This is a genomic window from Pseudomonas sp. TSRC2-2 (genome assembly GCF_049897785.1).
Taxonomy (GTDB): domain Bacteria; phylum Pseudomonadota; class Gammaproteobacteria; order Pseudomonadales; family Pseudomonadaceae; genus Aquipseudomonas.
Window position 1 is genome coordinate 1 of record NZ_JAFCWZ010000008.1, and the last position, 22,984, is coordinate 22,984.

At 55.1% G+C, this 22,984-nt stretch carries 20 protein-coding genes, 4 tRNA genes and 2 rRNA genes; all 26 read left to right on the forward strand.

What is annotated here, in order from left to right:
- Positions 1-86 (forward strand): 23S ribosomal RNA (locus tag ACP7D9_RS16945); the annotation flags it as partial.
- A 153-nt stretch (positions 87-239) separates the two neighbouring features.
- Positions 240-355: ribosomal RNA gene (gene rrf, locus ACP7D9_RS16950) — 5S ribosomal RNA — on the forward strand.
- A 131-nt stretch (positions 356-486) separates the two neighbouring features.
- A complete protein-coding gene (gene birA / locus ACP7D9_RS16955; protein WP_426158721.1) occupies positions 487-1,440 on the forward strand; it encodes a bifunctional biotin--[acetyl-CoA-carboxylase] ligase/biotin operon repressor BirA in 954 nt (317 codons plus the stop codon).
- Entirely contained in the window at positions 1,430-2,182 is a 753-nt protein-coding gene (locus tag ACP7D9_RS16960) for a pantothenate kinase (protein WP_426158723.1), read from the forward strand. The genes birA and ACP7D9_RS16960 overlap by 11 nt, the downstream gene beginning before the upstream one ends.
- Positions 2,183-2,189: 7 nt before the next feature.
- Positions 2,190-2,621 carry a hypothetical protein gene (locus ACP7D9_RS16965; RefSeq protein ID WP_313004249.1) on the forward strand — a complete coding sequence of 144 codons (432 nt, stop codon included), beginning with the start codon at positions 2,190-2,192 and terminating at the stop codon, positions 2,619-2,621.
- Positions 2,622-2,763: 142 nt separating this feature from the next.
- Positions 2,764-2,848 (forward strand) — tRNA-Tyr (locus ACP7D9_RS16970).
- A 25-nt stretch (positions 2,849-2,873) separates the two neighbouring features.
- Positions 2,874-2,947: transfer RNA gene (locus tag ACP7D9_RS16975), tRNA-Gly, on the forward strand.
- A 26-nt stretch (positions 2,948-2,973) separates the two neighbouring features.
- A tRNA-Thr gene (locus tag ACP7D9_RS16980) sits at positions 2,974-3,049 on the forward strand.
- 85 nt (positions 3,050-3,134) lie between these two features.
- Positions 3,135-4,328, forward strand: a complete 1,194-nt coding sequence (gene tuf, locus ACP7D9_RS16985) for an elongation factor Tu (protein WP_024014521.1) — start codon at positions 3,135-3,137, stop codon at positions 4,326-4,328.
- A gap of 53 nt (positions 4,329-4,381) precedes the next feature.
- Positions 4,382-4,457: transfer RNA gene (locus ACP7D9_RS16990), tRNA-Trp, on the forward strand.
- A 45-nt stretch (positions 4,458-4,502) separates the two neighbouring features.
- Positions 4,503-4,871 carry a preprotein translocase subunit SecE gene (gene secE, locus ACP7D9_RS16995; RefSeq protein WP_064589465.1) on the forward strand — a complete coding sequence of 123 codons (369 nt, stop codon included), beginning with the start codon at positions 4,503-4,505 and terminating at the stop codon, positions 4,869-4,871.
- A 9-nt stretch (positions 4,872-4,880) separates the two neighbouring features.
- On the forward strand, positions 4,881-5,414 hold the full coding sequence (gene nusG, locus ACP7D9_RS17000) for a transcription termination/antitermination protein NusG (protein WP_007957598.1): 534 nt from the start codon (positions 4,881-4,883) through the stop codon (positions 5,412-5,414).
- 118 nt (positions 5,415-5,532) lie between these two features.
- Complete coding sequence (gene rplK, locus ACP7D9_RS17005; RefSeq protein ID WP_003176435.1) at positions 5,533-5,964, forward strand: 50S ribosomal protein L11; 432 nt, start codon at positions 5,533-5,535, stop codon at positions 5,962-5,964.
- Positions 5,964-6,659, forward strand: a complete 696-nt coding sequence (gene rplA, locus ACP7D9_RS17010; protein WP_003228754.1) for a 50S ribosomal protein L1 — start codon at positions 5,964-5,966, stop codon at positions 6,657-6,659. Before rplK ends, rplA begins: the two co-directional genes overlap by 1 nt.
- A gap of 198 nt (positions 6,660-6,857) precedes the next feature.
- Positions 6,858-7,358: a 50S ribosomal protein L10 gene (gene rplJ, locus ACP7D9_RS17015; RefSeq protein ID WP_008081912.1), complete on the forward strand. Its 501-nt coding sequence runs from the start codon at positions 6,858-6,860 to the stop codon at positions 7,356-7,358.
- A 73-nt stretch (positions 7,359-7,431) separates the two neighbouring features.
- Entirely contained in the window at positions 7,432-7,797 is a 366-nt protein-coding gene (gene rplL, locus ACP7D9_RS17020; protein WP_007962228.1) for a 50S ribosomal protein L7/L12, read from the forward strand.
- Positions 7,798-8,018: 221 nt separating this feature from the next.
- Positions 8,019-12,092, forward strand: coding sequence for a DNA-directed RNA polymerase subunit beta (gene rpoB / locus ACP7D9_RS17025; RefSeq protein ID WP_016772939.1), 4,074 nt, complete (start codon positions 8,019-8,021; stop codon positions 12,090-12,092).
- Between the two features lie 64 nt (positions 12,093-12,156).
- The gene (gene rpoC, locus ACP7D9_RS17030) at positions 12,157-16,356 is read left to right on the forward strand and encodes a DNA-directed RNA polymerase subunit beta' (protein WP_313004234.1); all 4,200 of its coding nucleotides are present in this window, start codon (positions 12,157-12,159) and stop codon (positions 16,354-16,356) included.
- 216 nt (positions 16,357-16,572) lie between these two features.
- On the forward strand, positions 16,573-16,944 hold the full coding sequence (gene rpsL, locus ACP7D9_RS17035) for a 30S ribosomal protein S12 (protein WP_003186084.1): 372 nt from the start codon (positions 16,573-16,575) through the stop codon (positions 16,942-16,944).
- Positions 16,945-17,051: 107 nt separating this feature from the next.
- Positions 17,052-17,525 carry a 30S ribosomal protein S7 gene (gene rpsG / locus ACP7D9_RS17040; protein ID WP_016772941.1) on the forward strand — a complete coding sequence of 158 codons (474 nt, stop codon included), beginning with the start codon at positions 17,052-17,054 and terminating at the stop codon, positions 17,523-17,525.
- A gap of 30 nt (positions 17,526-17,555) precedes the next feature.
- Entirely contained in the window at positions 17,556-19,661 is a 2,106-nt protein-coding gene (gene fusA, locus ACP7D9_RS17045; protein ID WP_016772942.1) for an elongation factor G, read from the forward strand.
- 31 nt (positions 19,662-19,692) lie between these two features.
- The gene (tuf, locus tag ACP7D9_RS17050) at positions 19,693-20,886 is read left to right on the forward strand and encodes an elongation factor Tu (protein WP_024014521.1); all 1,194 of its coding nucleotides are present in this window, start codon (positions 19,693-19,695) and stop codon (positions 20,884-20,886) included.
- Between the two features lie 154 nt (positions 20,887-21,040).
- Positions 21,041-21,352: a 30S ribosomal protein S10 gene (gene rpsJ, locus ACP7D9_RS17055; protein WP_003186070.1), complete on the forward strand. Its 312-nt coding sequence runs from the start codon at positions 21,041-21,043 to the stop codon at positions 21,350-21,352.
- A gap of 80 nt (positions 21,353-21,432) precedes the next feature.
- Positions 21,433-22,068, forward strand: coding sequence for a 50S ribosomal protein L3 (rplC, locus tag ACP7D9_RS17060; RefSeq protein WP_003228738.1), 636 nt, complete (start codon positions 21,433-21,435; stop codon positions 22,066-22,068).
- 12 nt (positions 22,069-22,080) lie between these two features.
- A complete protein-coding gene (gene rplD / locus ACP7D9_RS17065; RefSeq protein ID WP_003228735.1) occupies positions 22,081-22,683 on the forward strand; it encodes a 50S ribosomal protein L4 in 603 nt (200 codons plus the stop codon).
- Entirely contained in the window at positions 22,680-22,979 is a 300-nt protein-coding gene (gene rplW / locus ACP7D9_RS17070) for a 50S ribosomal protein L23 (RefSeq protein ID WP_002555488.1), read from the forward strand. Before rplD ends, rplW begins: the two co-directional genes overlap by 4 nt.
- Positions 22,980-22,984 lie beyond the last annotated feature (5 nt).

Sequence of the window (22,984 nt, forward strand, 5' to 3'; positions counted from 1 at the left end):
GAAGACTACGACGTTGATAGGTTGGGTGTGTAAGCGCTGTGAGGCGTTGAGCTAACCAATACTAATTGCCCGTGAGGCTTGACCATATAACACCCAAGCAATTTGCGAACTCGAGAGAGACCAGATTGCGGTGTGTGAAGACGAAACGAACCGAAAGTTCGAAACGCACAAACACCTAGCTGTCACATACCCGATTTGCTGAAGCGAGGCCATCTGGTCACGAGTCAGTACCCGAATTTCTTGACGACCATAGAGCGTTGGAACCACCTGATCCCATCCCGAACTCAGCAGTGAAACGATGCATCGCCGATGGTAGTGTGGGGTTTCCCCATGTGAGAGTAGGTCATCGTCAAGATTAAATTCCGAAACCCCAATTGCGTAAGCAGTTGGGGTTTTGTTTTGCCTGCGAGAAATGTGTCTGCTTGATTTCTATGCAACGGCTCGGGGCATGGCTATTATGCGGCCTCATTGTAAGGCGAAACCTGCATGTTGACGTTATTGAATCTTCTGAAGGATGGGCGATTCCATTCCGGTCAGGACCTGGGAGCGGCCTTGGGTATTAGCCGTAGTGCTGTATGGAAGCAGCTGCAGCAGCTTGAAGCTGAGCTTAATCTGTCGATCCATAAAGTTCGCGGTCGCGGATATCAATTGTCGGCACCCCTGACGCTGCTTGATCCTCAAGAAATAAGCAGAAAGGCACCCCAGTGGCCGGTAACTGTGTTCGATTCCGTCGACTCGACGAATGCCGAAGCTTTGCGCGCCATTAGCGAAGGTGCAGTCGCGCCGTTTTTGGTGCTATCCGAGCGACAGTTGGCTGGACGTGGTCGTCGAGGCCGAAAGTGGGTGAGCCCATTTGCGGAAAACCTTTACTACAGCCTTGTGCTCCGTATCGAAGGTGGCATGCGTCAGCTTGAAGGGTTGAGTCTTGTTGTTGGCTTGGCAGTAATGCAGACCTTGCGAAGCGCCGGCGTGCCGACAGCCGGTCTGAAGTGGCCCAACGATGTTCTGGTCGGTAATAAGAAAGTAGCCGGCATCCTACTTGAACTCGTCGGGGATCCCGCGGATGTATGCCATGTCGTATTGGGCATAGGAGTCAACGTGAATATGCTGGTTGCTGATGAGGTCGACCAGCAATGGACCTCTATAAAGCTTGAGTCAGGCAAATCCTGTGATCGCAATGCTTTGGTTATAGAGTTGAGTAATCAACTCAAGTCTTATATCCATAAGCATCAGCATCAAGGGTTCGCAAATCTGCAGGAAGAATGGGCGGAAAATCATCTATGGCAGGGTCGCTCCGTATCGTTGATCGCGGGTAACAGCCATGTTGATGGTGTTGTGGTCGGCATTGATAACCAAGGCGGACTGCGCTTGCTTGTAGATGGTATTGAAAAAGTCTTTAGTGGCGGAGAGCTCAGCCTGAGGTTGCGTGATGATTCTTGAGCTTGACTGCGGCAACAGCTTTATAAAATGGCGAGTGCTAGATGCCTTGGCGTGTGGGGTGATCTCGGAAGGGGTTGTAGATTCCAATCAGGCTTTGATTGAGAGTCTGCGGAGCATAAAATCCCTCTCGCTGCGCAACTGCCGTTTAGTGAGCGTCAGAACCACTGAAGAAACTGGCACGTTAACCGAGATTATTAAGCACGAGTTCGGTATTCCTATCGTACGTGCGGAACCCGCTCGCGAGATGTCCGGTGTTCGTAACGGCTATGAAGATTATGAACGTTTAGGTCTTGATCGCTGGCTGGCGATGCTAGGGGCCTTTCACCTGGCTGCTGGAAATGCTTGTCTGATTCTCGACTTCGGTACGGCAGTCACTGCTGATTTTGTTGCGGCTGACGGTGAGCATCTCGGCGGGTTCATTTGTCCTGGTATGCCTTTGATGCGCAACCAACTTCGCACCCATACCCGTAAAATTCGTTATGGTGATGAAGCCGCAGAGCAAGCCCTTTCCTGCCATGTCCCGGGGCGCAGCACCGTTGAGGCTGTGGAGCGCGGTTGTTCTTTGATGCTGAGGGGGTTCGTACTCACTCAATTGGAGCTGGCTCGAGCATATTGGGAGGAAAACTTCATAGTATTCATTACAGGAGGGGATGCTGAGTTGGTGGATGGCGTCGCGCCTGATGCCAGGGTTGTGCCAGACCTGGTTTTTGTCGGCTTGGCCATGGCGTGCCCCTTGTCCTGAGGTTTCTATGCGTTGGTTGTTCCTGCTGCTTGTTGTTCTTAATGTTTTTTACTATGTCTGGCATCAACAGGAAGCGCCGTTGCGAGCCAAGGATGTAACGCCTTTGAATTTATATCGCGGTTCGCAGCAGGATATTCGTCTGCTGAGCGAAACGGCCGGGGGCGGCCGTAGAGCGGACAGTGTTCCGCGACAGCAATGCCTGTTTCTTGGCGGGCTTTCTGACGAAGATTCAATTGCCAGATTGCAGCAGCGTCTGATGGTACTGAGAGTCAGTGTGCAATCCGTCCCCAAAGATGCTGCGGGAAACGGTTACTGGCTGGTGGTTACGCCGGACGGCCAGCGTTTGCTGGGTGATCAGCAGTTGCAAAACCTTTCCAAGGAATTCAATGAGTTAAAACATAAAATAATGCTGTGCGAAGGGGTTGCACCCACTCAATAGTTTGCATAGAATGGCGCCCGCTCCACAGCGAACACCTTAATCGGCATTCAAAGTGAAGTGTGTCAACGCAGCTAACCTCAGGTTTTTAAATGAGAAAATGCTTGACAGGGGTTTGGCATGATATAGAATGCCGGCCTGATTAGGAGGGGTTCCCGAGCGGCCAAAGGGATCAGACTGTAAATCTGACGTCTACGACTTCGAAGGTTCGAATCCTTCTCCCTCCACCAGATTTAAGCGTGAGCTGCAGGCTCCGCGGGTATAGTTTAGTGGTAGAACCTCAGCCTTCCAAGCTGATGATGCGGGTTCGATTCCCGCTACCCGCTCCAAGTTTGCAGGTTGTGCAAAGGGTTTTGCTCTTGTAGCTCAGTTGGTAGAGCACACCCTTGGTAAGGGTGAGGTCAGCGGTTCAAATCCGCTCAAGAGCTCCATATAACAAGGCAGATATGAAAATATCTGCCTTTGTTTTAATGGTTGATATTGTTTGTCTAATTTCTTCTGTAGAGGGTGATATCGATGGCTAAGGAAAAATTTGATCGTTCCCTGCCCCACGTCAACGTTGGGACCATTGGTCACGTTGATCACGGTAAAACCACTCTGACTGCTGCTCTGACTCGCGTCTGCTCCGAAGTTTTCGGTTCGGCCGTCGTTGAGTTCGACAAGATCGACAGTGCACCAGAAGAAAAAGCTCGCGGTATCACCATCAACACCGCTCACGTTGAGTACAACTCGACTATTCGTCACTACGCTCACGTTGACTGCCCAGGTCACGCTGACTACGTGAAGAACATGATCACCGGTGCTGCGCAGATGGACGGCGCGATCCTGGTTTGCTCGGCCGCTGATGGTCCGATGCCACAAACCCGTGAGCACATCCTGCTGTCCCGTCAGGTAGGCGTTCCGTACATCGTGGTTTTCCTGAACAAGGCTGACCTGGTAGACGACGCTGAGCTGCTGGAACTGGTTGAGATGGAAGTTCGTGACCTGCTGTCGACCTACGACTTCCCGGGCGACGACACTCCGATCATCATCGGTTCGGCTCGTATGGCGCTGGAAGGCAAAGACGACAACGAAATGGGCACCACTGCCGTTCGTAAACTGGTTGAAACTCTGGATACCTACATTCCAGAACCAGTTCGTATGATCGACAAGCCATTCCTGATGCCAATCGAAGACGTATTCTCGATCTCCGGTCGCGGTACTGTTGTGACTGGTCGTATCGAGCGCGGTATCGTTCGCGTTCAGGATGCACTGGAAATCGTTGGTCTGCGTGACACCACCACCACCACCTGCACTGGTGTTGAGATGTTCCGCAAGCTGCTCGACGAAGGTCGTGCTGGCGAGAACTGCGGCGTTCTGCTGCGTGGTACCAAGCGTGACGACGTTGAGCGTGGCCAGGTTCTGGTCAAGCCAGGTTCGGTCAAGCCGCACACCAAGTTCACCGCAGAAGTTTACGTTCTGAGCAAGGAAGAAGGCGGCCGCCACACTCCGTTCTTCAAAGGCTACCGTCCACAGTTCTACTTCCGTACTACTGACGTGACTGGTAACTGCGAGCTGCCAGAAGGCGTTGAAATGGTAATGCCAGGTGACAACATTCAGATGACTGTTACCCTGATCAAAACCATCGCGATGGAAGACGGTCTGCGTTTCGCTATCCGTGAAGGCGGTCGTACCGTCGGCGCTGGCGTCGTAGCCAAAATCATCGAATAAGCGGTTGTAATGTATTTTTCGGGCCGGCATAATGGTCGGCCTGATTTTGTTTTAGGTCAGTAGCTCAATTGGCAGAGCGACGGTCTCCAAAACCGTAGGTTGGGGGTTCGATTCCCTCCTGACCTGCCAGATTCACTTGGTGTGTCTGGCTTTCTTTTCACAGGATCTTCATAGATGACTCCTAAGGCTGAAGCTCAAGGCTCTCGCTTCGATCTGCTCAAGTGGCTTGTAGTAGTCGCTTTGGTAGTTGTTGGCGTTGTTGGCAATCAGTATTACGCTGCTTCGCCGATCCTGTACCGTGTACTCGCTTTGCTTGTCATCGCTGCTGTAGCTGCCTTTGTAGGCCTGCAAACCGCGAAGGGCAAGTCTTTCTTTGTACTGGTTAAGGAAGCTCGCACCGAGATTCGTAAAGTCGTGTGGCCAACTCGCCAAGAAACCACGCAGACCACGCTGATTGTCGTGGCTGTTGTTCTGGTTATGGCGTTGCTGTTGTGGGGGCTTGATTCCCTGCTCGGCTGGCTTGTTTCCTTGATTGTCGGCTAAGGGTGTCCCGTGGCTAAGCGTTGGTATGTTGTGCATGCTTACTCGGGTTACGAGAAGCATGTGATGCGCTCGCTGATCGAGCGCGTAAAGCTGGCTGGCATGGAAGATGGCTTCGGCGAAATTCTGGTTCCCACTGAAGAAGTGGTTGAGATGCGCAACGGCCAGAAGCGCAAAAGCGAGCGCAAGTTCTTCCCGGGCTATGTGCTGGTCCAGATGGATATGAATGAGGGTACTTGGCACTTGGTCAAGGATACTCCTCGGGTGATGGGCTTCATCGGCGGGACCGCTGACAAGCCTGCGCCAATTACTGATAAAGAGGCAGAAGCGATTCTGCGTCGCGTTGCTGACGGTAGCGACAAGCCGAAGCCGAAGACGTTGTTCGAGCCAGGCGAGACGGTACGTGTCAATGACGGTCCATTCGCCGATTTCAACGGCGTTGTGGAAGAAGTTAACTACGAAAAGAGCCGGATCCAAGTGGCGGTGCTCATTTTCGGACGCTCTACTCCGGTGGAGCTCGAGTTCAGTCAGGTCGAAAAGGTCTAACTGGACAAGCAATCCCAACCCCGCAGCCCTAGGCTGTGGGGTTTTGTCGTCACTGGGATAAACGCGCAAGTAACCGGGGAGCCTTTCGAGGCGTTCGAACCCGTAATTGGAGTGCCTCATGGCCAAGAAGATTACCGCTTACATCAAGCTGCAAGTGAAGGCCGCTCAGGCTAACCCAAGCCCACCTGTTGGTCCTGCTCTGGGTCAGCACGGCGTGAACATCATGGAATTCTGCAAGGCCTTCAACGCCCGTACTCAGGGTCTTGAGCCAGGTCTGCCGACTCCAGTGATCATCACTGTCTACAGCGACCGTAGCTTCACTTTCGAAACCAAATCCACCCCTGCTTCGGTTCTGCTGAAGAAGGCGGCCGGTCTGACCAGCGGCTCCGCTCGTCCGAACACCGTTAAGGTTGGCACTGTTACCCGTGCTCAGCTGGAAGAAATCGCGAAAACCAAAAACGCGGATCTGACTGCAGCTGATATGGATGCAGCCGTGCGTACTATCGCCGGTTCTGCTCGTAGCATGGGCCTTAACGTGGAGGGTGTGTAATGGCTAAGCTGACCAAGCGTCAAAAGGCTATCGCCGGCAAAATCGAAGCAGGCAAGGCCTACAACATTGTAGATGCTGCCGCTCTGCTGGCTGAGCTGTCGACTGTCAAGTTCAGCGAGTCGTTCGACGTTGCTGTAAACCTGGGTGTAGACCCGCGTAAATCCGACCAGGTTGTTCGTAGCGCTACCGTGCTGCCGCACGGCACTGGCAAGACTGTTCGCGTTGCAGTGTTCACCCAGGGTCCAGCTGCCGAGGCCGCTTTGGCTGCCGGCGCTGACCGTGTAGGCATGGACGACCTGGCTGCCGAAATGAAAGGCGGCGACCTGAACTACGACGTAGTTATCGCATCTCCGGATGCTATGCGCGTTGTTGGTCAGTTGGGTCAGATCCTCGGTCCACGTGGTCTGATGCCTAACCCTAAAGTTGGTACCGTGACTCCAGACGTAGCTACCGCGGTTAAAAACGCCAAGGCTGGTCAGGTTCGTTATCGCACCGACAAAAACGGCATCATCCACACCTCCGTTGGCAAGATCGGTTTCGACGCCGTCAAGCTGAAGGAAAACGTTGAAGCCCTGATCGCTGACCTGAAGCGTATCAAGCCAGCTTCTTCGAAAGGTATCTACGTCAAGCGCGTTACCCTGAGCACCACTATGGGCCCAGGTCTGGTTATCGACCAGAGCTCGCTGGACGCGTAAGACACAGATTGGCGCGAGAGATCGCGTCAATTGAAAAATTGGGGTCCCTGCCTGGCGGGGGCTATCCAAGACCGTAGGCGGCGCAAGTCTTAAACCATCAGCCTACGCAGATGGTGCTCCCGGTTCCTTACCGAATCAGACACCAAAACGACATTCGGTTTCGATCGAATGAAACGGTAACAAGCAGGAGTTAAACCCGTGGCAATTAATCTCGAAGACAAGAAGGCCATCGTCGCTGAAGTCAACGAGGCTGCCAAAGTCGCTCTGTCCGCTGTCGTGGTTGATGCACGTGGCGTAACAGTAGGCGCAATGACCGGACTCCGTAAAGAGGCTCGTGAAGCTGGCGTTTACGTACGTGTTGTACGTAACACCCTGCTCAAGCGCGCTGTTGCTGACACTCAATACAGTGTCCTCAACGACGTGTTCACCGGCCCGACCCTGATTGCATTCTCCAACGAACATCCGGGCGCTGCTGCCCGTATCTTCAAAGAGTTTGCCAAGGGTCAGGACAAGTTCGAGATCAAGGCAGCTGCGTTCGAGGGCAAGTTCCTCGCAGCTAATCAGATCGACGTACTGGCAACTCTGCCGACCCGTGACGAAGCAATTTCTCAGCTGATGAGCGTGATTCAAGGCGCTACCAGCAAATTGGCTCGTACTCTGGCGGCAATTCGCGACCAGAAAGAAGCTGCCGCAGCCTAAGGCTCGTCACTTCTCGCGTTTTTTGTTTATTTCGATGGTCGCGTAGGCCGTCCCCCAATTCAGGAATTGAGTCATGTCTCTGACTAACGAACAAATCATCGAAGCAATCGGCCAGAAATCCGTAGTGGAAATCGTTGAGCTGATCAAAGCGATGGAAGAAACCTTCGGTGTTACCGCTGCTGCCGCTTCGGCTGGCCCAGCTGTGGCTGCTGCTGCTGTTGAAGAGCAAACCGAGTTCAACGTTGTTCTGCTGGAAGCTGGCGAGAAGAAGGTTAACGTGATCAAGGCAGTTCGTGAACTGACCGGTCTGGGCCTGAAAGAAGCCAAAGAGAAAGTAGACGGCGCTCCTCAGGTTGTAGCTGAAGGCGTTTCGAAAGAAGCGGCTGAAGACGCCAAGAAGAAGCTGGAAGAAGCAGGCGCTAAAGTCGAGCTGAAGTAAGCATCGACTTTGCTCCTCCAGCCCGAGCGTCAAGCGACAGGCTGATGGCTGGTGGCTCTTGCCACCGGCCTTTTTCCGTTATTGGCAGCCGACTGGGTCGGTGTCGATAAAGGCGCTGTAACCACCCGATGCGGTGGCGCAAACCATGGGGTTTGCACGATTTTCTGGCTGCTCCCGTCGGGAGGGGCCAAACAAGCAGGTGACCAAGCTGGGGAACGCTGATGGCTTACTCATATACTGAGAAAAAACGTATCCGCAAGGACTTTAGCAAGTTGCCGGACGTCATGGATGTGCCTTACCTCCTGGCCATCCAGCTGGATTCGTATCGTGAATTCTTGCAAGCGGGAGCGACTAAAGATCAGTTCCGCGACGTGGGCCTGCATGCGGCCTTCAAATCCGTTTTCCCGATCATCAGCTACTCCGGCAATGCTGCGCTGGAGTACGTCGGTTATCGCCTGGGCGAACCGGCATTTGATGTCAAAGAATGCGTATTGCGCGGTGTAACTTTCGCCGTACCTTTGCGGGTAAAAGTGCGTCTGATCATTTTCGACAAAGAATCGTCGAACAAAGCGATCAAGGACATCAAAGAGCAAGAAGTCTACATGGGTGAAATCCCCCTGATGACTGAGAACGGTACCTTCGTAATCAACGGTACCGAGCGTGTTATCGTTTCCCAGCTGCACCGTTCCCCGGGCGTGTTCTTCGACCACGACCGCGGCAAGACGCACAGCTCCGGCAAACTGCTGTACTCGGCTCGCATCATTCCTTACCGCGGTTCGTGGCTGGACTTCGAGTTCGACCCGAAAGATTGCGTCTTCGTGCGTATCGACCGTCGTCGCAAGCTGCCGGCCTCGGTATTGCTGCGCGCACTCGGTTACACCACCGAAGAAGTGCTGGACGCGTTCTACACCACCAACGTATTCCACCTGAGCGGCGAAACCCTCAGCCTGGAACTGGTGCCATCGCGCCTGCGTGGTGAGGTTGCGGTTCTGGATATCCAGGACGAGAAGGGCAAGGTCATCGTTGAGCAGGGCCGCCGTATTACCGCGCGCCACATCAACCAGATCGAAAAAGCCGGTATCAAGACGCTGGATGTGCCACTGGACTACGTCCTCGGACGCACCACCGCCAAGGCTATCGTGCACCCGGCTACCGGCGAAATCCTGGCCGAATGCAACACTGAGCTGAACACTGAAGTCCTGGCGAAAATCGCCAAGGCTCAGGTCGTTCGCATCGAGACCCTGTACACCAACGACATCGACTGCGGTCCGTTCGTCTCCGACACGCTGAAGATCGACTCCACCAGCAACCAATTGGAAGCGCTGGTCGAGATCTATCGCATGATGCGTCCAGGCGAGCCGCCAACCAAAGACGCTGCCGAGACTCTGTTCAACAACCTGTTCTTCAGCCCTGAGCGCTATGACCTGTCTGCGGTCGGCCGGATGAAGTTCAACCGTCGTATCGGTCGTACCGAGATCGAAGGTTCGGGCGTGCTGTGCAAGGAAGACATCGTCGCGGTACTGAAGACATTGGTCGACATCCGTAACGGTAAAGGCATCGTCGATGACATCGACCACCTGGGTAACCGTCGTGTTCGCTGCGTAGGCGAAATGGCCGAGAACCAGTTCCGTGTTGGCCTGGTACGTGTTGAGCGTGCGGTCAAAGAGCGTCTGTCGATGGCCGAAAGCGAAGGCCTGATGCCGCAAGACCTGATCAACGCCAAGCCAGTGGCTGCGGCGGTGAAAGAGTTCTTCGGTTCCAGCCAGCTGTCGCAGTTCATGGACCAGAACAACCCGCTGTCCGAGATCACCCACAAGCGTCGTGTCTCTGCACTCGGCCCTGGCGGTCTGACTCGTGAGCGCGCAGGCTTCGAAGTCCGTGACGTACACCCGACTCACTACGGTCGTGTCTGCCCGATTGAAACGCCGGAAGGTCCGAACATCGGTCTGATCAACTCCCTGGCTGCGTACGCTCGCACCAACCAGTACGGCTTCCTTGAAAGCCCGTACCGCGTGGTGAAAGAGGGTGTGGTCACTGACGAGATCGTGTTCCTGTCCGCTATTGAAGAAGCCGATCACGTGATCGCGCAGGCTTCGGCGACCATGAACGAGCAGAAAGTCCTGATCGACGAACTGGTGGCGGTACGTCACCTGAACGAATTCACCGTCAAGGCGCCGGAAGACGTCACCCTGATGGACGTTTCGCCGAAGCAGGTTGTGTCGGTTGCAGCGTCGCTGATTCCGTTCCTCGAGCACGACGACGCCAACCGTGCGTTGATGGGTTCGAACATGCAGCGTCAGGCTGTACCGACTCTGCGTGCTGACAAGCCGCTGGTAGGTACCGGCATGGAGCGTAACGTAGCCCGTGACTCCGGCGTTTGCGTCGTGGCTCGTCGTGGCGGCGTGATTGATTCCGTCGACGCCAGCCGTATTGTGGTTCGTGTTGCCGATGACGAAGTTGAAACCGGTGAAGCCGGTGTCGACATCTACAACCTGACCAAATACACCCGCTCGAACCAGAACACCTGCATCAACCAGCGTCCGCTGGTGCGTAAAGGCGATCGCGTTCAGCGTAGCGACATCATGGCCGACGGCCCGTCCACCGACATGGGTGAACTGGCACTGGGTCAGAACATGCGCATCGCGTTCATGGCATGGAACGGCTTCAACTTCGAAGACTCCATCTGCCTGTCCGAGCGTGTTGTTCAGGAAGACCGTTTCACCACGATCCACATTCAGGAACTGACCTGTGTGGCCCGTGACACCAAGCTTGGCCCAGAGGAAATCACTGCGGACATCCCGAACGTGGGTGAAGCTGCACTGAACAAGCTGGACGAAGCCGGTATCGTTTACGTAGGTGCTGAAGTAGGCGCAGGCGACATCCTGGTTGGCAAGGTCACTCCGAAAGGCGAGACCCAGCTGACTCCGGAAGAAAAACTGCTGCGCGCAATCTTCGGTGAAAAAGCCAGCGACGTTAAAGACACTTCCCTGCGCGTGCCAACTGGCACCAAAGGTACTGTCATCGACGTACAGGTCTTCACCCGTGACGGCGTTGAGCGTGATGCTCGTGCTCTGTCGATCGAGAAGTCCCAGCTGGACGAGATCCGCAAGGATCTGAACGAAGAGTTCCGCATCGTTGAAGGCGCAACTTTCGAACGTCTGCGTTCCGCACTGGTAGGCCACAAGGCTGAAGGCGGCGCCGGCCTGAAGAAAGGTCAGGACATCACCGACGAAGTACTCGACGGTCTTGAGCACGGCCAGTGGTTCAAACTGCGCATGGCTGAAGACGCTCTGAACGAGCAGCTCGAGAAGGCTCAGGCCTACATCGTTGATCGTCGCCGTCTGCTGGACGACAAGTTCGAAGACAAGAAGCGCAAACTGCAGCAGGGCGATGACCTGGCTCCAGGCGTGCTGAAAATCGTCAAGGTTTACCTGGCAATCCGTCGTCGCATCCAGCCGGGCGACAAGATGGCCGGTCGTCACGGTAACAAGGGTGTGGTCTCCGTGATCATGCCGGTTGAAGACATGCCGCACGATGCCAATGGCACCCCGGTCGACGTGGTCCTCAACCCGCTGGGCGTACCTTCGCGTATGAACGTTGGTCAGATCCTCGAAACCCACCTGGGCCTCGCGGCCAAAGGTCTGGGCGAGAAGATCAACCGGATGGTCGAAGAGCAGCGTAAAGTCGCTGAACTGCGCACTTTCCTGGACGAGATCTACAACCAGATCGGCGGTCGTAACGAAGATCTGGACAGCTTCTCCGATCAGGAAATCCTCGATCTGGCGAACAACCTGCGTGGCGGCGTTCCAATGGCCACTCCAGTGTTCGACGGCGCCAAGGAAAGCGAAATCAAGGCCATGCTGAAACTGGCAGACTTGCCGGAAAGCGGCCAGATGCAGCTGACCGACGGCCGTACCGGCAACAAGTTCGAGCGTCCAGTCACCGTTGGCTACATGTACATGCTGAAGCTGAACCACTTGGTAGACGACAAGATGCACGCGCGTTCTACCGGTTCTTACAGCCTGGTTACCCAGCAGCCGCTGGGTGGTAAGGCGCAGTTCGGTGGTCAGCGTTTCGGGGAGATGGAGGTCTGGGCACTGGAAGCATACGGTGCTGCTTACACTCTGCAAGAAATGCTCACAGTGAAGTCGGACGATGTGAACGGCCGTACCAAGATGTACAAGAACATCGTGGATGGCGATCACCGTATGGAGCCGGGCATGCCCGAGTCCTTCAACGTGTTGATCAAGGAAATTCGTTCCCTCGGCATCGATATCGATCTGGAAACCGAATAACACGTGACGCGAATCGAGAGCGGGGCAGGATTGCCCGCTCTCTGCTCCGCCAGGAGGAAAGGCCTTGAAAGACCTACTGAATTTGCTGAAAAACCAGGGTCAAGTCGAAGAGTTCGACGCCATCCGTATCGGATTGGCATCGCCTGAGATGATCCGTTCGTGGTCGTTCGGTGAAGTTAAAAAGCCGGAAACCATCAACTACCGTACGTTCAAACCTGAGCGTGACGGCCTGTTCTGCGCCAAGATCTTTGGCCCGGTAAAGGATTACGAGTGCCTGTGCGGTAAGTACAAGCGCTTGAAACACCGTGGTGTGATCTGCGAGAAGTGCGGCGTTGAAGTTGCACTGGCCAAGGTTCGTCGTGAGCGCATGGCGCACATCGAACTGGCTTCGCCGGTTGCCCACATCTGGTTCCTGAAATCGCTGCCGTCGCGTATCGGCCTGCTGATGGACATGACCCTGCGTGATATCGAACGCGTTCTCTACTTCGAGAGCTATGTCGTTATCGATCCAGGCATGACCACCCTTGAAAAAGGTCAGCTGCTGAACGACGAGCAGTACTTCGAAGCGCTGGAAGAGTTCGGTGACGATTTCGACGCCCGCATGGGTGCCGAAGCTGTCCGTGAACTGCTGCACGCTATCGACCTGGAGCACGAGATTGGCCGTCTGCGCGAAGAGATTCCGCAAACCAACTCGGAAACCAAGATCAAGAAGCTGTCCAAGCGTCTGAAGTTGATGGAAGCCTTCCAGGGTTCCGGCAACCTGCCAGAGTGGATGGTGCTGACCGTACTGCCGGTTCTGCCGCCAGATCTGCGTCCACTGGTTCCGCTGGATGGCGGTCGTTTCGCGACCTCCGACCTCAACGATCTGTATCGTCGAGTGATCAACCGTAACAACCGTTTGAAGCGCCTGCTGGATCTGTCCGCTCCGGACATCATCGTGCGCAACGAAAAGCGTATGTTGCAGGAAGCGGTCGATGCTCTGCTCGACAACGGTCGTCGTGGCCGCGCGATCACCGGTTCGAACAAGCGTCCTCTGAAATCCCTGGCTGACATGATCAAGGGTAAGCAGGGTCGTTTCCGTCAGAACTTGCTCGGTAAGCGTGTTGACTACTCCGGTCGTTCGGTAATTACCGTAGGCCCGACCCTGCGTCTGCACCAGTGCGGTCTGCCGAAGAAAATGGCTCTCGAGCTGTTCAAGCCATTCATTTTCGGCAAGCTGGAAATGCGTGGTCTGGCGACCACCATCAAAGCGGCCAAGAAAATGGTCGAGCGCGAGTTGCCAGAGGTTTGGGACGTTCTCGCTGAAGTGATTCGCGAACACCCGGTCCTGCTCAACCGTGCACCGACCCTTCACCGTCTGGGTATCCAGGCGTTTGAACCGGTACTGATCGAAGGTAAGGCTATCCAGCTGCACCCGCTGGTCTGCGCCGCGTACAACGCCGACTTCGACGGCGACCAAATGGCCGTGCACGTACCGCTGACGCTGGAAGCCCAGCTCGAAGCGCGTGCGTTGATGATGTCGACCAACAACATTCTGTCGCCAGCCAACGGTGAGCCAATCATCGTTCCGTCGCAGGACGTTGTATTGGGTCTGTACTACATGACCCGTGAAGCGATCAACGCGAAAGGCGAAGGTCGTGTGTTCGCGGATCTGCAGGAAGTTGACCGTGTGTTCCGTGCCGGCGAAGCCGCACTGCACGCCAAGGTCAAGGTTCGTATCAACGAAACCGTCAACGACCGTGATGGCAACAGCGTGAGCGGTACCCGTATCGTCGACACTACTGTCGGCCGTGCGCTGCTGTTCCAGGTTGTGCCAAAAGGTCTGTCGTACGACGTCGTTAACTTGCCGATGAAGAAGAAGGCGATCTCCAAGCTGATCAACCAGTGCTACCGCGTGGTTGGTCTGAAAGAGACCGTTATCTTCGCTGACCAGTTGATGTACACCGGTTTCGCTTACTCGACCATCTCCGGCGTTTCCATCGGTGTTAACGACTTCGTTATCCCGGATGAAAAAGCCCGCATCATCGGTGCCGCCACCGACGAAGTAAAAGAGATCGAGAGCCAGTACGCCTCCGGCCTGGTAACCCAGGGCGAGAAGTACAACAAAGTGATCGACCTTTGGTCGAAGGCGAACGACGAAGTTTCCAAGGCGATGATGGCCAACCTCTCGAAAGAGAAGGTTATCGACCGTCACGGCGAAGAAGTCGACCAAGAGTCCTTCAACTCGATGTACATGATGGCCGACTCGGGTGCGCGGGGTTCCGCGGCACAGATTCGTCAGCTGGCCGGTATGCGTGGCCTGATGGCCAAGCCGGACGGTTCCATCATTGAAACGCCTATTACTGCGAACTTCCGTGAAGGTTTGAGCGTACTTCAGTACTTCATCTCGACTCACGGTGCTCGTAAAGGTCTGGCGGATACCGCGTTGAAAACTGCGAACTCCGGTTACCTGACTCGTCGTCTGGTAGACGTAGCGCAGGATCTGGTAGTAACCGAGATCGATTGCGGCACCGAACACGGTCTGCTGATGACTCCGCACATTGAAGGCGGTGACGTTGTAGAGCCGTTGGGTGAGCGCGTATTGGGTCGTGTTATTGCCCGTGACGTATTCAAGCCAGGTACCGAGGACGTTATCGTTCCTGCCGGCACCCTGGTAGACGAGAAGTGGGTCGAATTCATCGAGCTGAACAGCATCGACGAAGTGATCGTGCGTTCGCCGATCAGCTGCGAAACCCGCTATGGCATCTGCGCCAAGTGCTACGGCCGTGACTTGGCTCGTGGTCACCAGGTGAACATCGGTGAAGCGGTCGGCGTTATCGCTGCCCAGTCCATCGGTGAGCCAGGTACCCAGCTGACCATGCGTACGTTCCACATCGGTGGTGCGGCAAGCCGTACTTCCGCAGCCGACAGCGTTCAGGTGAAGAATGGCGGTACTGTCCGTCTGCACAACCTGAAGCACGTTGAGCGAGTGGATGGCCACCTGGTTGCTGTGTCCCGTTCCGGTGAGCTGGCAATCGCTGACGATTTCGGTCGTGAGCGCGAGCGTTACAAGCTGCCGTACGGTGCTGTGATTTCGGTTAAGGAAGGTGACAAGGTCGACGCTGGCGCAATCGTGGCCAAGTGGGATCCGCACACTCACCCGATCGTTACCGAAATGAAAGGTACCGTGACCTACGTGGGCATGGAAGAAGGCATCACGATCAAGCGTCAGACTGACGAATTGACCGGTATGACCAACATTGAAGTTCTCGACGCGAAAGATCGTCCAGCAGCGGGCAAAGAAATTCGTCCTGCAGTGAAGATGGTTGACGACAACGGCAAGGATCTGTTGCTGCCAGGTACTGACGTAATCGCTCAGTACTTCCTGCCAGCCAACGCCCTGGTTGGTGTGGCTGACGGTGCGAAGATTGCGATCGGTGATGTTATCGCTCGTATCCCGCAGGAAACTTCGAAAACTCGCGACATCACCGGTGGTCTGCCGCGTGTTGCCGACCTGTTCGAAGCTCGTCGTCCGAAAGAGGCTTCGATTCTGGCTGAAGTCAGCGGCACCATCGCGTTCGGTAAAGAGACCAAAGGCAAGCGCCGTCTGGTCATTACCCCGAACGACGGTAGCGATCCGTACGAAGAGCTGATTCCGAAGTGGCGTCACCTGAACGTCTTCGAAGGCGAACAGGTAAACCGCGGCGAAGTTATCTCCGACGGTCCAAGCGATCCGCACGACATCCTGCGTCTGCTGGGTGTGAGCGCGCTGGCCAAGTACATCGTCAACGAGATCCAGGACGTTTATCGTCTGCAAGGCGTGAAGATCAACGACAAGCACATCGAGACCATCCTGCGTCAGATGCTGCGTAAAGTTGAGATCTCCGAGTCCGGCGATTCCAGCTTCATCAAGGGCGACCAGATGGAACTGACTCACGTGCTGGTCGAGAACGAGCGTCTGGGCGCGGAAGACAAGTTTGTCTCCAAATTCACTCGCGTTCTGCTGGGTATCACCAAGGCGTCGTTGTCCACCGAATCGTTCATCTCGGCGGCTTCCTTCCAGGAAACCACCCGCGTACTGACCGAAGCGGCAGTCACCGGCAAGCGCGATTACCTGCGCGGCCTGAAAGAAAACGTAGTCGTGGGTCGTCTGATCCCGGCCGGTACCGGTCTTGCCTATCACAGCGAGCGCAAGCGTCGCCGTGATGCCGACAAGCCGTTGCGCGTAAGCGCCAGTGAAGTGGAAGCTGCACTGACTGAAGCGCTGAACTCGAGCGGTAACTGAGTTCTGCGATATACGAGAGTGAGGCCCTGATCGCTCCGTTCGTCGAATCGAGACATCAAGTCAAGGTTCGATGGGCGGGGAGGTCGGGGTCTTGCCTTGACTGGAATCAAGATCCTCTTTAGACTCTTGATCCCCTAAATTTGGCGGGAATTCGTTCCTGCCATTTTGCTTTTCTTGCAAGACAATAGCGTCGCAAGACAACAGTGGAGCTAGTAGATGGCAACTATCAACCAGCTGGTACGTCAGCCGCGTAAGCGTATCGTCGAGAAATCCGACGTGCCTGCGCTGCAGAACTGCCCGCAACGTCGTGGCGTGTGCACCCGTGTGTACACCACCACGCCGAAAAAACCTAACTCGGCACTGCGTAAAGTTTGCCGTGTGCGTCTGACCAACGGTTTCGAGGTTTCCTCGTACATCGGTGGTGAAGGCCACAACCTGCAAGAGCACAGCGTGGTCCTGATCCGCGGCGGTCGTGTAAAAGACTTGCCAGGTGTTCGTTACCACACCGTTCGCGGCTCCTTGGATACTTCCGGCGTTAAAGGCCGTAACCAGGGTCGTTCGAAGTACGGTACCAAGCGTCCGAAGTAATCGGCCGTTTTGCAGATTTTTATTTTATTGAGTCGATAAGAGTAAGGTCGGGCACGCATCCTCTGGATCTGTCCCGAGCTAACCTGAAGACCGCTTGAGGGCTTATCATGCCAAGACGTCGCGTAGCAGCAAAGCGTGAGATTCTGGACGATCCGAAATACGGAAGCCAGATCCTCGCCAAATTCATGAACCACGTTATGGAAAGCGGCAAGAAAGCCGTTGCCGAGCGTATCGTTTATGGTGCCCTGGAAACCGTTGCGGCCCGTAAGGCTGGCACCGATCCCCTGGAACTCTTCGAAAAAGCACTCGACGCCATCGCTCCGCTGGTCGAAGTGAAGTCGCGCCGCGTTGGTGGTGCTACTTACCAGGTTCCGGTCGAGGTTCGTCCTTCCCGTCGTAACGCTCTGGCAATGCGCTGGTTGGTAGACTTCGCCCGTAAGCGCGGCGAGAAGTCTATGGCTCTGCGTTTGGCTGGCGAACTGCTGGATGCAGCTGAAGGTAAAGGTGCTGCTGTTAAGAAGCGTGAAGACGTGCACCGTATGGCCGAAGCTAACAAAGCTTTCTCGCACTACCGCTTCTAATTTTAGCTTCACTAATTTTGCGAGGGCTTTATGGCTCGTACTACTCCGATTAGCCGCTACCGTAACATCGGTATCGTCGCTCACGTGGATGCTGGTAAAACCACCACCACCGAGCGCGTGCTGTTTTACACCGGCAAAAGTCACAAAATGGGCGAGGTGCATGATGGCGCCGCGACCACAGACTGGATGGTTCAGGAGCAGGAGCGTGGTATTACCATTACTTCTGCTGCCATTACCGCCTTCTGGAAAGGTTCCGAGAAGCAGTACTCTCACGAGCACCGTTTCAACGTAATCGATACCCCGGGCCACGTTGACTTCACCATTGAAGTTGAGCGTTCCCTGCGCGTACTCGACGGCGCTGTCGTTGTGTTCTGCGGTACTTCGGGTGTTGAGCCGCAGTCGGAAACCGTATGGCGTCAAGCCAACAAATACGGCGTTCCGCGTCTTGTTTACGTAAACAAGATGGACCGTGCCGGCGCCAACTTCCTGCGCGTGATCGGTCAGATCAAGCAGCGTCTGGGTCACACTCCGGTGCCAATCCAGTTGGCCATCGGTTCCGAAGACAACTTCCAGGGTCAGATCGATCTGATCAACATGCAAGCTGTCTACTGGAACGACTCCGACAAAGGTATGGTCCCTGTTCGCAAGGACATTCCTGCCGAGCTGCAAGAGCTGGCTGAAGAGTGGCGCAACAACATGGTTGAAGCTGCCGCCGAAGCCAACGAAGAGCTGATGAACAAGTACCTGGAAGGCGAAGAGCTGTCGATCGAAGAGATCAAGGCTGCTTTGCGTCAGCGTACTATTGCCGGCGAAATCGTTCTGGCCGTTTGCGGTTCTTCGTTCAAGAACAAGGGCGTGCCCCTGGTTCTCGACGCCGTTATCGACTACCTGCCAGCTCCGACCGACATTCCTGCTATCAAGGGTTCCAACCCTGATAACGAGGAAGAAGAGATGGAGCGTCATGCAGACGACAATGAGCCTTTCGCGGCTCTGGCGTTCAAGATCGCTACCGACCCATTCGTGGGTACTCTGACCTTCGTCCGTGTTTACTCGGGCGTGTTGAACTCCGGCGACGGCGTGATCAACTCGGTCAAAGGCAAGAAAGAGCGCGTGGGTCGTATGGTGCAAATGCACGCAAACGCCCGTGAAGAGATCAAGGAAGTACGCGCTGGTGACATCGCGGCCCTGATCGGCATGAAGGACGTCACCACTGGTGAAACCCTCTGCAACGCTGACAAGCCAATCATCCTGGTTCGCATGGACTTCCCGGAGCCGGTTATTTCGGTTGCCGTAGAGCCTAAGACCAAGGATGACCAGGAAAAAATGGGTATCGCTCTGGGCAAACTCGCTCAGGAAGACCCGTCTTTCCGCGTTAAAACTGATGAAGAGACTGGTCAGACGATCATCTCCGGCATGGGCGAGCTGCACCTGGACATCCTGGTTGACCGGATGCGCCGTGAGTTCAACGTCGAAGCCAACATCGGCAAGCCTCAGGTTTCGTATCGTGAGCGCATCACGAAGAACTGTGAAATCGAAGGCAAGTTCGTTCGTCAGTCCGGTGGTCGCGGCCAGTTCGGTCACTGCTGGATCCGTTTTGCTCCTGCTGACGAAGGTCAGGAAGGTCTGCAATTCGTGAACGAAGTTGTAGGTGGTGTGGTTCCTAAGGAATACATCCCGGCTATCCAGAAGGGTATCGAAGAGCAGATGAAGAACGGCGTTGTTGCCGGCTATCCGCTGATCGGCCTGAAGGCTACCGTGTTCGATGGTTCTTACCACGACGTCGACTCCAACGAGATGGCGTTTAAAGTGGCTGCTTCCATGGCGACCAAGCAACTGGCCCAGAAGGGCGGTGGTGAGTTGCTCGAGCCGATCATGGCGGTAGAGGTTGTTACGCCTGAAGACTATATGGGTGATGTGATGGGCGACCTTAACCGTCGTCGCGGCATGATCCAGGGTATGGAAGACACAGTGTCCGGCAAGGTTATCCGTGCCGAGGTTCCACTGGGTGAGATGTTCGGTTATGCGACCGACGTTCGTTCCATGTCCCAGGGTCGCGCAAGCTACTCTATGGAATTCAAAAAATACGATACGGCTCCGTCGCACATCGTCGAATCCGTAACCAAAAAACAAGGCTGATTCAGCCCCTTTAGGCTAGGAGTTAATTGTCGTGGCTAAAGAAAAATTTGATCGTTCCCTACCGCACGTCAACGTTGGCACCATTGGTCACGTTGACCACGGTAAAACCACTCTGACTGCTGCTCTGACTCGCGTGTGCTCCGAAGTTTTCGGTTCGGCCGTCGTTGAATTCGACAAGATCGACAGCGCGCCAGAAGAAAAAGCTCGCGGTATCACCATCAACACCGCTCACGTTGAGTACAACTCGACTATTCGTCACTACGCTCACGTTGACTGCCCAGGTCACGCTGACTACGTGAAGAACATGATCACCGGTGCTGCGCAGATGGACGGCGCGATCCTGGTTTGCTCGGCCGCTGATGGTCCGATGCCACAAACCCGTGAGCACATCCTGCTGTCCCGTCAGGTAGGCGTTCCGTACATCGTGGTTTTCCTGAACAAGGCTGACCTGGTAGACGACGCTGAGCTGCTGGAACTGGTTGAGATGGAAGTTCGTGACCTGCTGTCGACCTACGACTTCCCAGGCGACGACACTCCGATCATCATCGGTTCGGCTCGTATGGCGCTGGAAGGCAAAGACGACAACGAAATGGGCACCACTGCCGTTCGTAAACTGGTTGAAACTCTGGATACCTACATTCCAGAACCAGTTCGTATGATCGACAAGCCATTCCTGATGCCAATCGAAGACGTATTCTCGATCTCCGGTCGCGGTACTGTTGTGACTGGTCGTATCGAGCGCGGTATCGTTCGCGTTCAGGACGCGCTGGAAATCGTTGGTCTGCGTGACACCACCACCACCACCTGCACCGGTGTTGAGATGTTCCGCAAGCTGCTCGACGAAGGTCGTGCTGGCGAGAACTGCGGCGTTCTGCTGCGTGGTACCAAGCGTGACGACGTTGAGCGTGGCCAGGTTCTGGTCAAGCCAGGTTCGGTCAAGCCGCACACCAAGTTCACCGCAGAAGTTTACGTTCTGAGCAAGGAAGAAGGCGGTCGTCACACTCCGTTCTTCAAAGGCTACCGTCCACAGTTCTACTTCCGTACTACTGACGTGACTGGTAACTGCGAGCTGCCAGAAGGCGTTGAAATGGTAATGCCAGGTGACAACATTCAGATGACTGTTACCCTGATCAAGACCATCGCGATGGAAGACGGTTTGCGTTTCGCTATCCGTGAAGGCGGTCGTACCGTCGGCGCTGGCGTCGTAGCCAAAATCATCGAGTAAGACTTTTAAAGTCAGCTTGATGGATTGAAAAAGCCCCCGCTCAGCGGGGGCTTTTTTATTGGGTTGACACCTATCGGGGGCGTCTATAGAATTGCGCCTCCTTTTAACGGGCGTATTGCGCCCGGTGGGAATAGCAGCCGGAGTCTGAAATCCAATGCAAAATCAGCAAATCCGTATCAGGTTGAAGGCTTTTGACCATCGCCTGATCGACCAATCAACCCAGGAAATCGTGGAAACCGCGAAACGTACTGGTGCTCAAGTGCGTGGTCCAATTCCACTGCCTACCCGTAAAGAGCGGTTCACCGTTCTGGTTTCCCCGCACGTCAACAAAGACGCGCGTGACCAGTACGAGATCCGCACTCATAAGCGTGTTCTGGACATCGTCCAGCCAACGGATAAAACCGTTGATGCGCTGATGAAGCTTGATCTTGCGGCCGGTGTGGAAGTGCAGATCAGCCTCGGCTAAGACTCGGTCTTGGTCGTGTAACGCTCTGAAATGGGCGGCCATAGCGGGTGAAAGCCCCGTACACTCATGAGGTTTACAACATGACTATTGGTGTAGTCGGTCGTAAATGCGGTATGACCCGTATTTTCACCGAAGAAGGTGTCTCCATTCCGGTCACGGTCATTGAGATCGAGCCGAATCGCGTCACCCAGTTCAAAACTGAAGAGACCGATGGCTATCGTGCAGTGCAAGTCACTGTCGGCGAGCGTCGTGCTTCGCGTGTAACAGCAGCTCAGGCTGGCCACTTCGCTAAAGCGAACGTTGCCGCCGGTCGCACCACCATGGAATTCCGCCTTGAAGAAGGCGAGTACCAGGCTGGCGATCTGATCAACGCTGAAATCTTCGCCGCTGGTCAACTGGTTGATGTAACCGGTCAGTCCAAAGGTAAAGGCTTCCAGGGTACGATCAAGCGTTGGAATTTCCGCGGGCAAGATAACACCCACGGTAACTCCGTATCCCACCGCGTCCCAGGCTCTATCGGCCAGTGCCAGACTCCTGGTCGTGTATTCAAGGGCAAAAAAATGTCCGGTCATATGGGCGCTGAGCGCGTGACCGTGCAGTCCCTGGAAGTAGTGCGCGTGGACGCTGAACGCAATCTGTTGTTGGTCAAGGGTGCTGTTCCTGGCGCTACTGGCGGCAACCTGGTTGTACGTCCAGCAGCCAAGGCTCGCGGTTAAGGGGAAGCTGACATGCAATTAAATGTAAATGACGCTCAAGCGATCGAAGTTTCCGAACTGACATTTGGCGGCGAATTCAACGAGACGCTGGTTCACCAAGCAGTCGTGGCCTACATGGCCGGCGGCCGTCAAGGTAGCAAGCAGCAGAAGACCCGTTCCGACGTTCGTGGTGGCGGCAAGCGCCCATGGCGTCAGAAAGGTACTGGCCGTGCTCGTGCCGGTACTATCCGTAGCCCAATCTGGCGTGGCGGCGGTACCACTTTTGCAGCTCGTCCACAGGATCACTCCCAGAAGCTGAACAAGAAGATGTATCGCGCAGCAATGCGTTCCATCCTTGCTGAGCTGGTGCGTACTGATCGTCTGGTCGTGGTTCAGGATTTCGCTGTTGAAACTCCGAAAACCAAAGATCTGCTGGGCAAACTGAACAACATGAGCCTGACCGATGTTTTGATCGTGTCGGACGCTGTTGATCAGAACCTGTACCTGGCTGCTCGCAACCTGCCGCACGTAGATGTGCGTGACGTGCAAGGTTCCGATCCAGTTAGTCTGATCGCATACGACAAGGTGTTGATCACCGTGTCGGCCGTGAAGAAATTCGAGGAGCTGCTGGGATGAACCAGGAACGCGTATTTAAAGTTCTGCTTGGCCCGCACGTTTCCGAGAAGGCTACGGTTCTGGCAGACAAGAAAGGCCAGTTCGTTTTCAAGGTTGCTACTGATGCAACCAAGCTGGAAATCAAGAAGGCCGTCGAAAGCCTGTTCAGCGTGAAAGTAGAGCGCGTCACTACCCTGAACGTTCTGGGTAAGAGCAAGCGCACTGCTCGCGGTCTGGGCAAGCGTAATGACTGGAAGAAGGCAGTTATCTCCCTTCAGCCAGGCCAAGATCTCGATTTCAGCAGCAGTGCTGAGTAAGGAAG

Bases quoted from the DNA above. Each gene is read 5' to 3' on its own strand.
- rpsG (WP_016772941.1), top strand. From the start codon at position 17,052: ATGCCAAGACGTCGCGTAGCAGCAAAGCGTGAGATTCTGGACGATCCG.
- rplC (WP_003228738.1), top strand. From the start codon at position 21,433: ATGACTATTGGTGTAGTCGGTCGTAAATGCGGTATGACCCGTATTTTC.
- rpsJ (WP_003186070.1), top strand. From the start codon at position 21,041: ATGCAAAATCAGCAAATCCGTATCAGGTTGAAGGCTTTTGACCATCGC.
- rplD (WP_003228735.1), top strand. From the start codon at position 22,081: ATGCAATTAAATGTAAATGACGCTCAAGCGATCGAAGTTTCCGAACTG.
- rpoB (WP_016772939.1), top strand. From the start codon at position 8,019: ATGGCTTACTCATATACTGAGAAAAAACGTATCCGCAAGGACTTTAGC.
- rpsL (WP_003186084.1), top strand. From the start codon at position 16,573: ATGGCAACTATCAACCAGCTGGTACGTCAGCCGCGTAAGCGTATCGTC.
- rplW (WP_002555488.1), top strand. From the start codon at position 22,680: ATGAACCAGGAACGCGTATTTAAAGTTCTGCTTGGCCCGCACGTTTCC.
- rplA (WP_003228754.1), top strand. From the start codon at position 5,964: ATGGCTAAGCTGACCAAGCGTCAAAAGGCTATCGCCGGCAAAATCGAA.
- rplL (WP_007962228.1), top strand. From the start codon at position 7,432: ATGTCTCTGACTAACGAACAAATCATCGAAGCAATCGGCCAGAAATCC.
- tuf (WP_024014521.1), top strand. From the start codon at position 3,135: ATGGCTAAGGAAAAATTTGATCGTTCCCTGCCCCACGTCAACGTTGGG.
- rplK (WP_003176435.1), top strand. From the start codon at position 5,533: ATGGCCAAGAAGATTACCGCTTACATCAAGCTGCAAGTGAAGGCCGCT.
- ACP7D9_RS16960 (WP_426158723.1), top strand. From the start codon at position 1,430: ATGATTCTTGAGCTTGACTGCGGCAACAGCTTTATAAAATGGCGAGTG.
- secE (WP_064589465.1), top strand. From the start codon at position 4,503: ATGACTCCTAAGGCTGAAGCTCAAGGCTCTCGCTTCGATCTGCTCAAG.
- ACP7D9_RS16965 (WP_313004249.1), top strand. From the start codon at position 2,190: ATGCGTTGGTTGTTCCTGCTGCTTGTTGTTCTTAATGTTTTTTACTAT.
- birA (WP_426158721.1), top strand. From the start codon at position 487: ATGTTGACGTTATTGAATCTTCTGAAGGATGGGCGATTCCATTCCGGT.
- fusA (WP_016772942.1), top strand. From the start codon at position 17,556: ATGGCTCGTACTACTCCGATTAGCCGCTACCGTAACATCGGTATCGTC.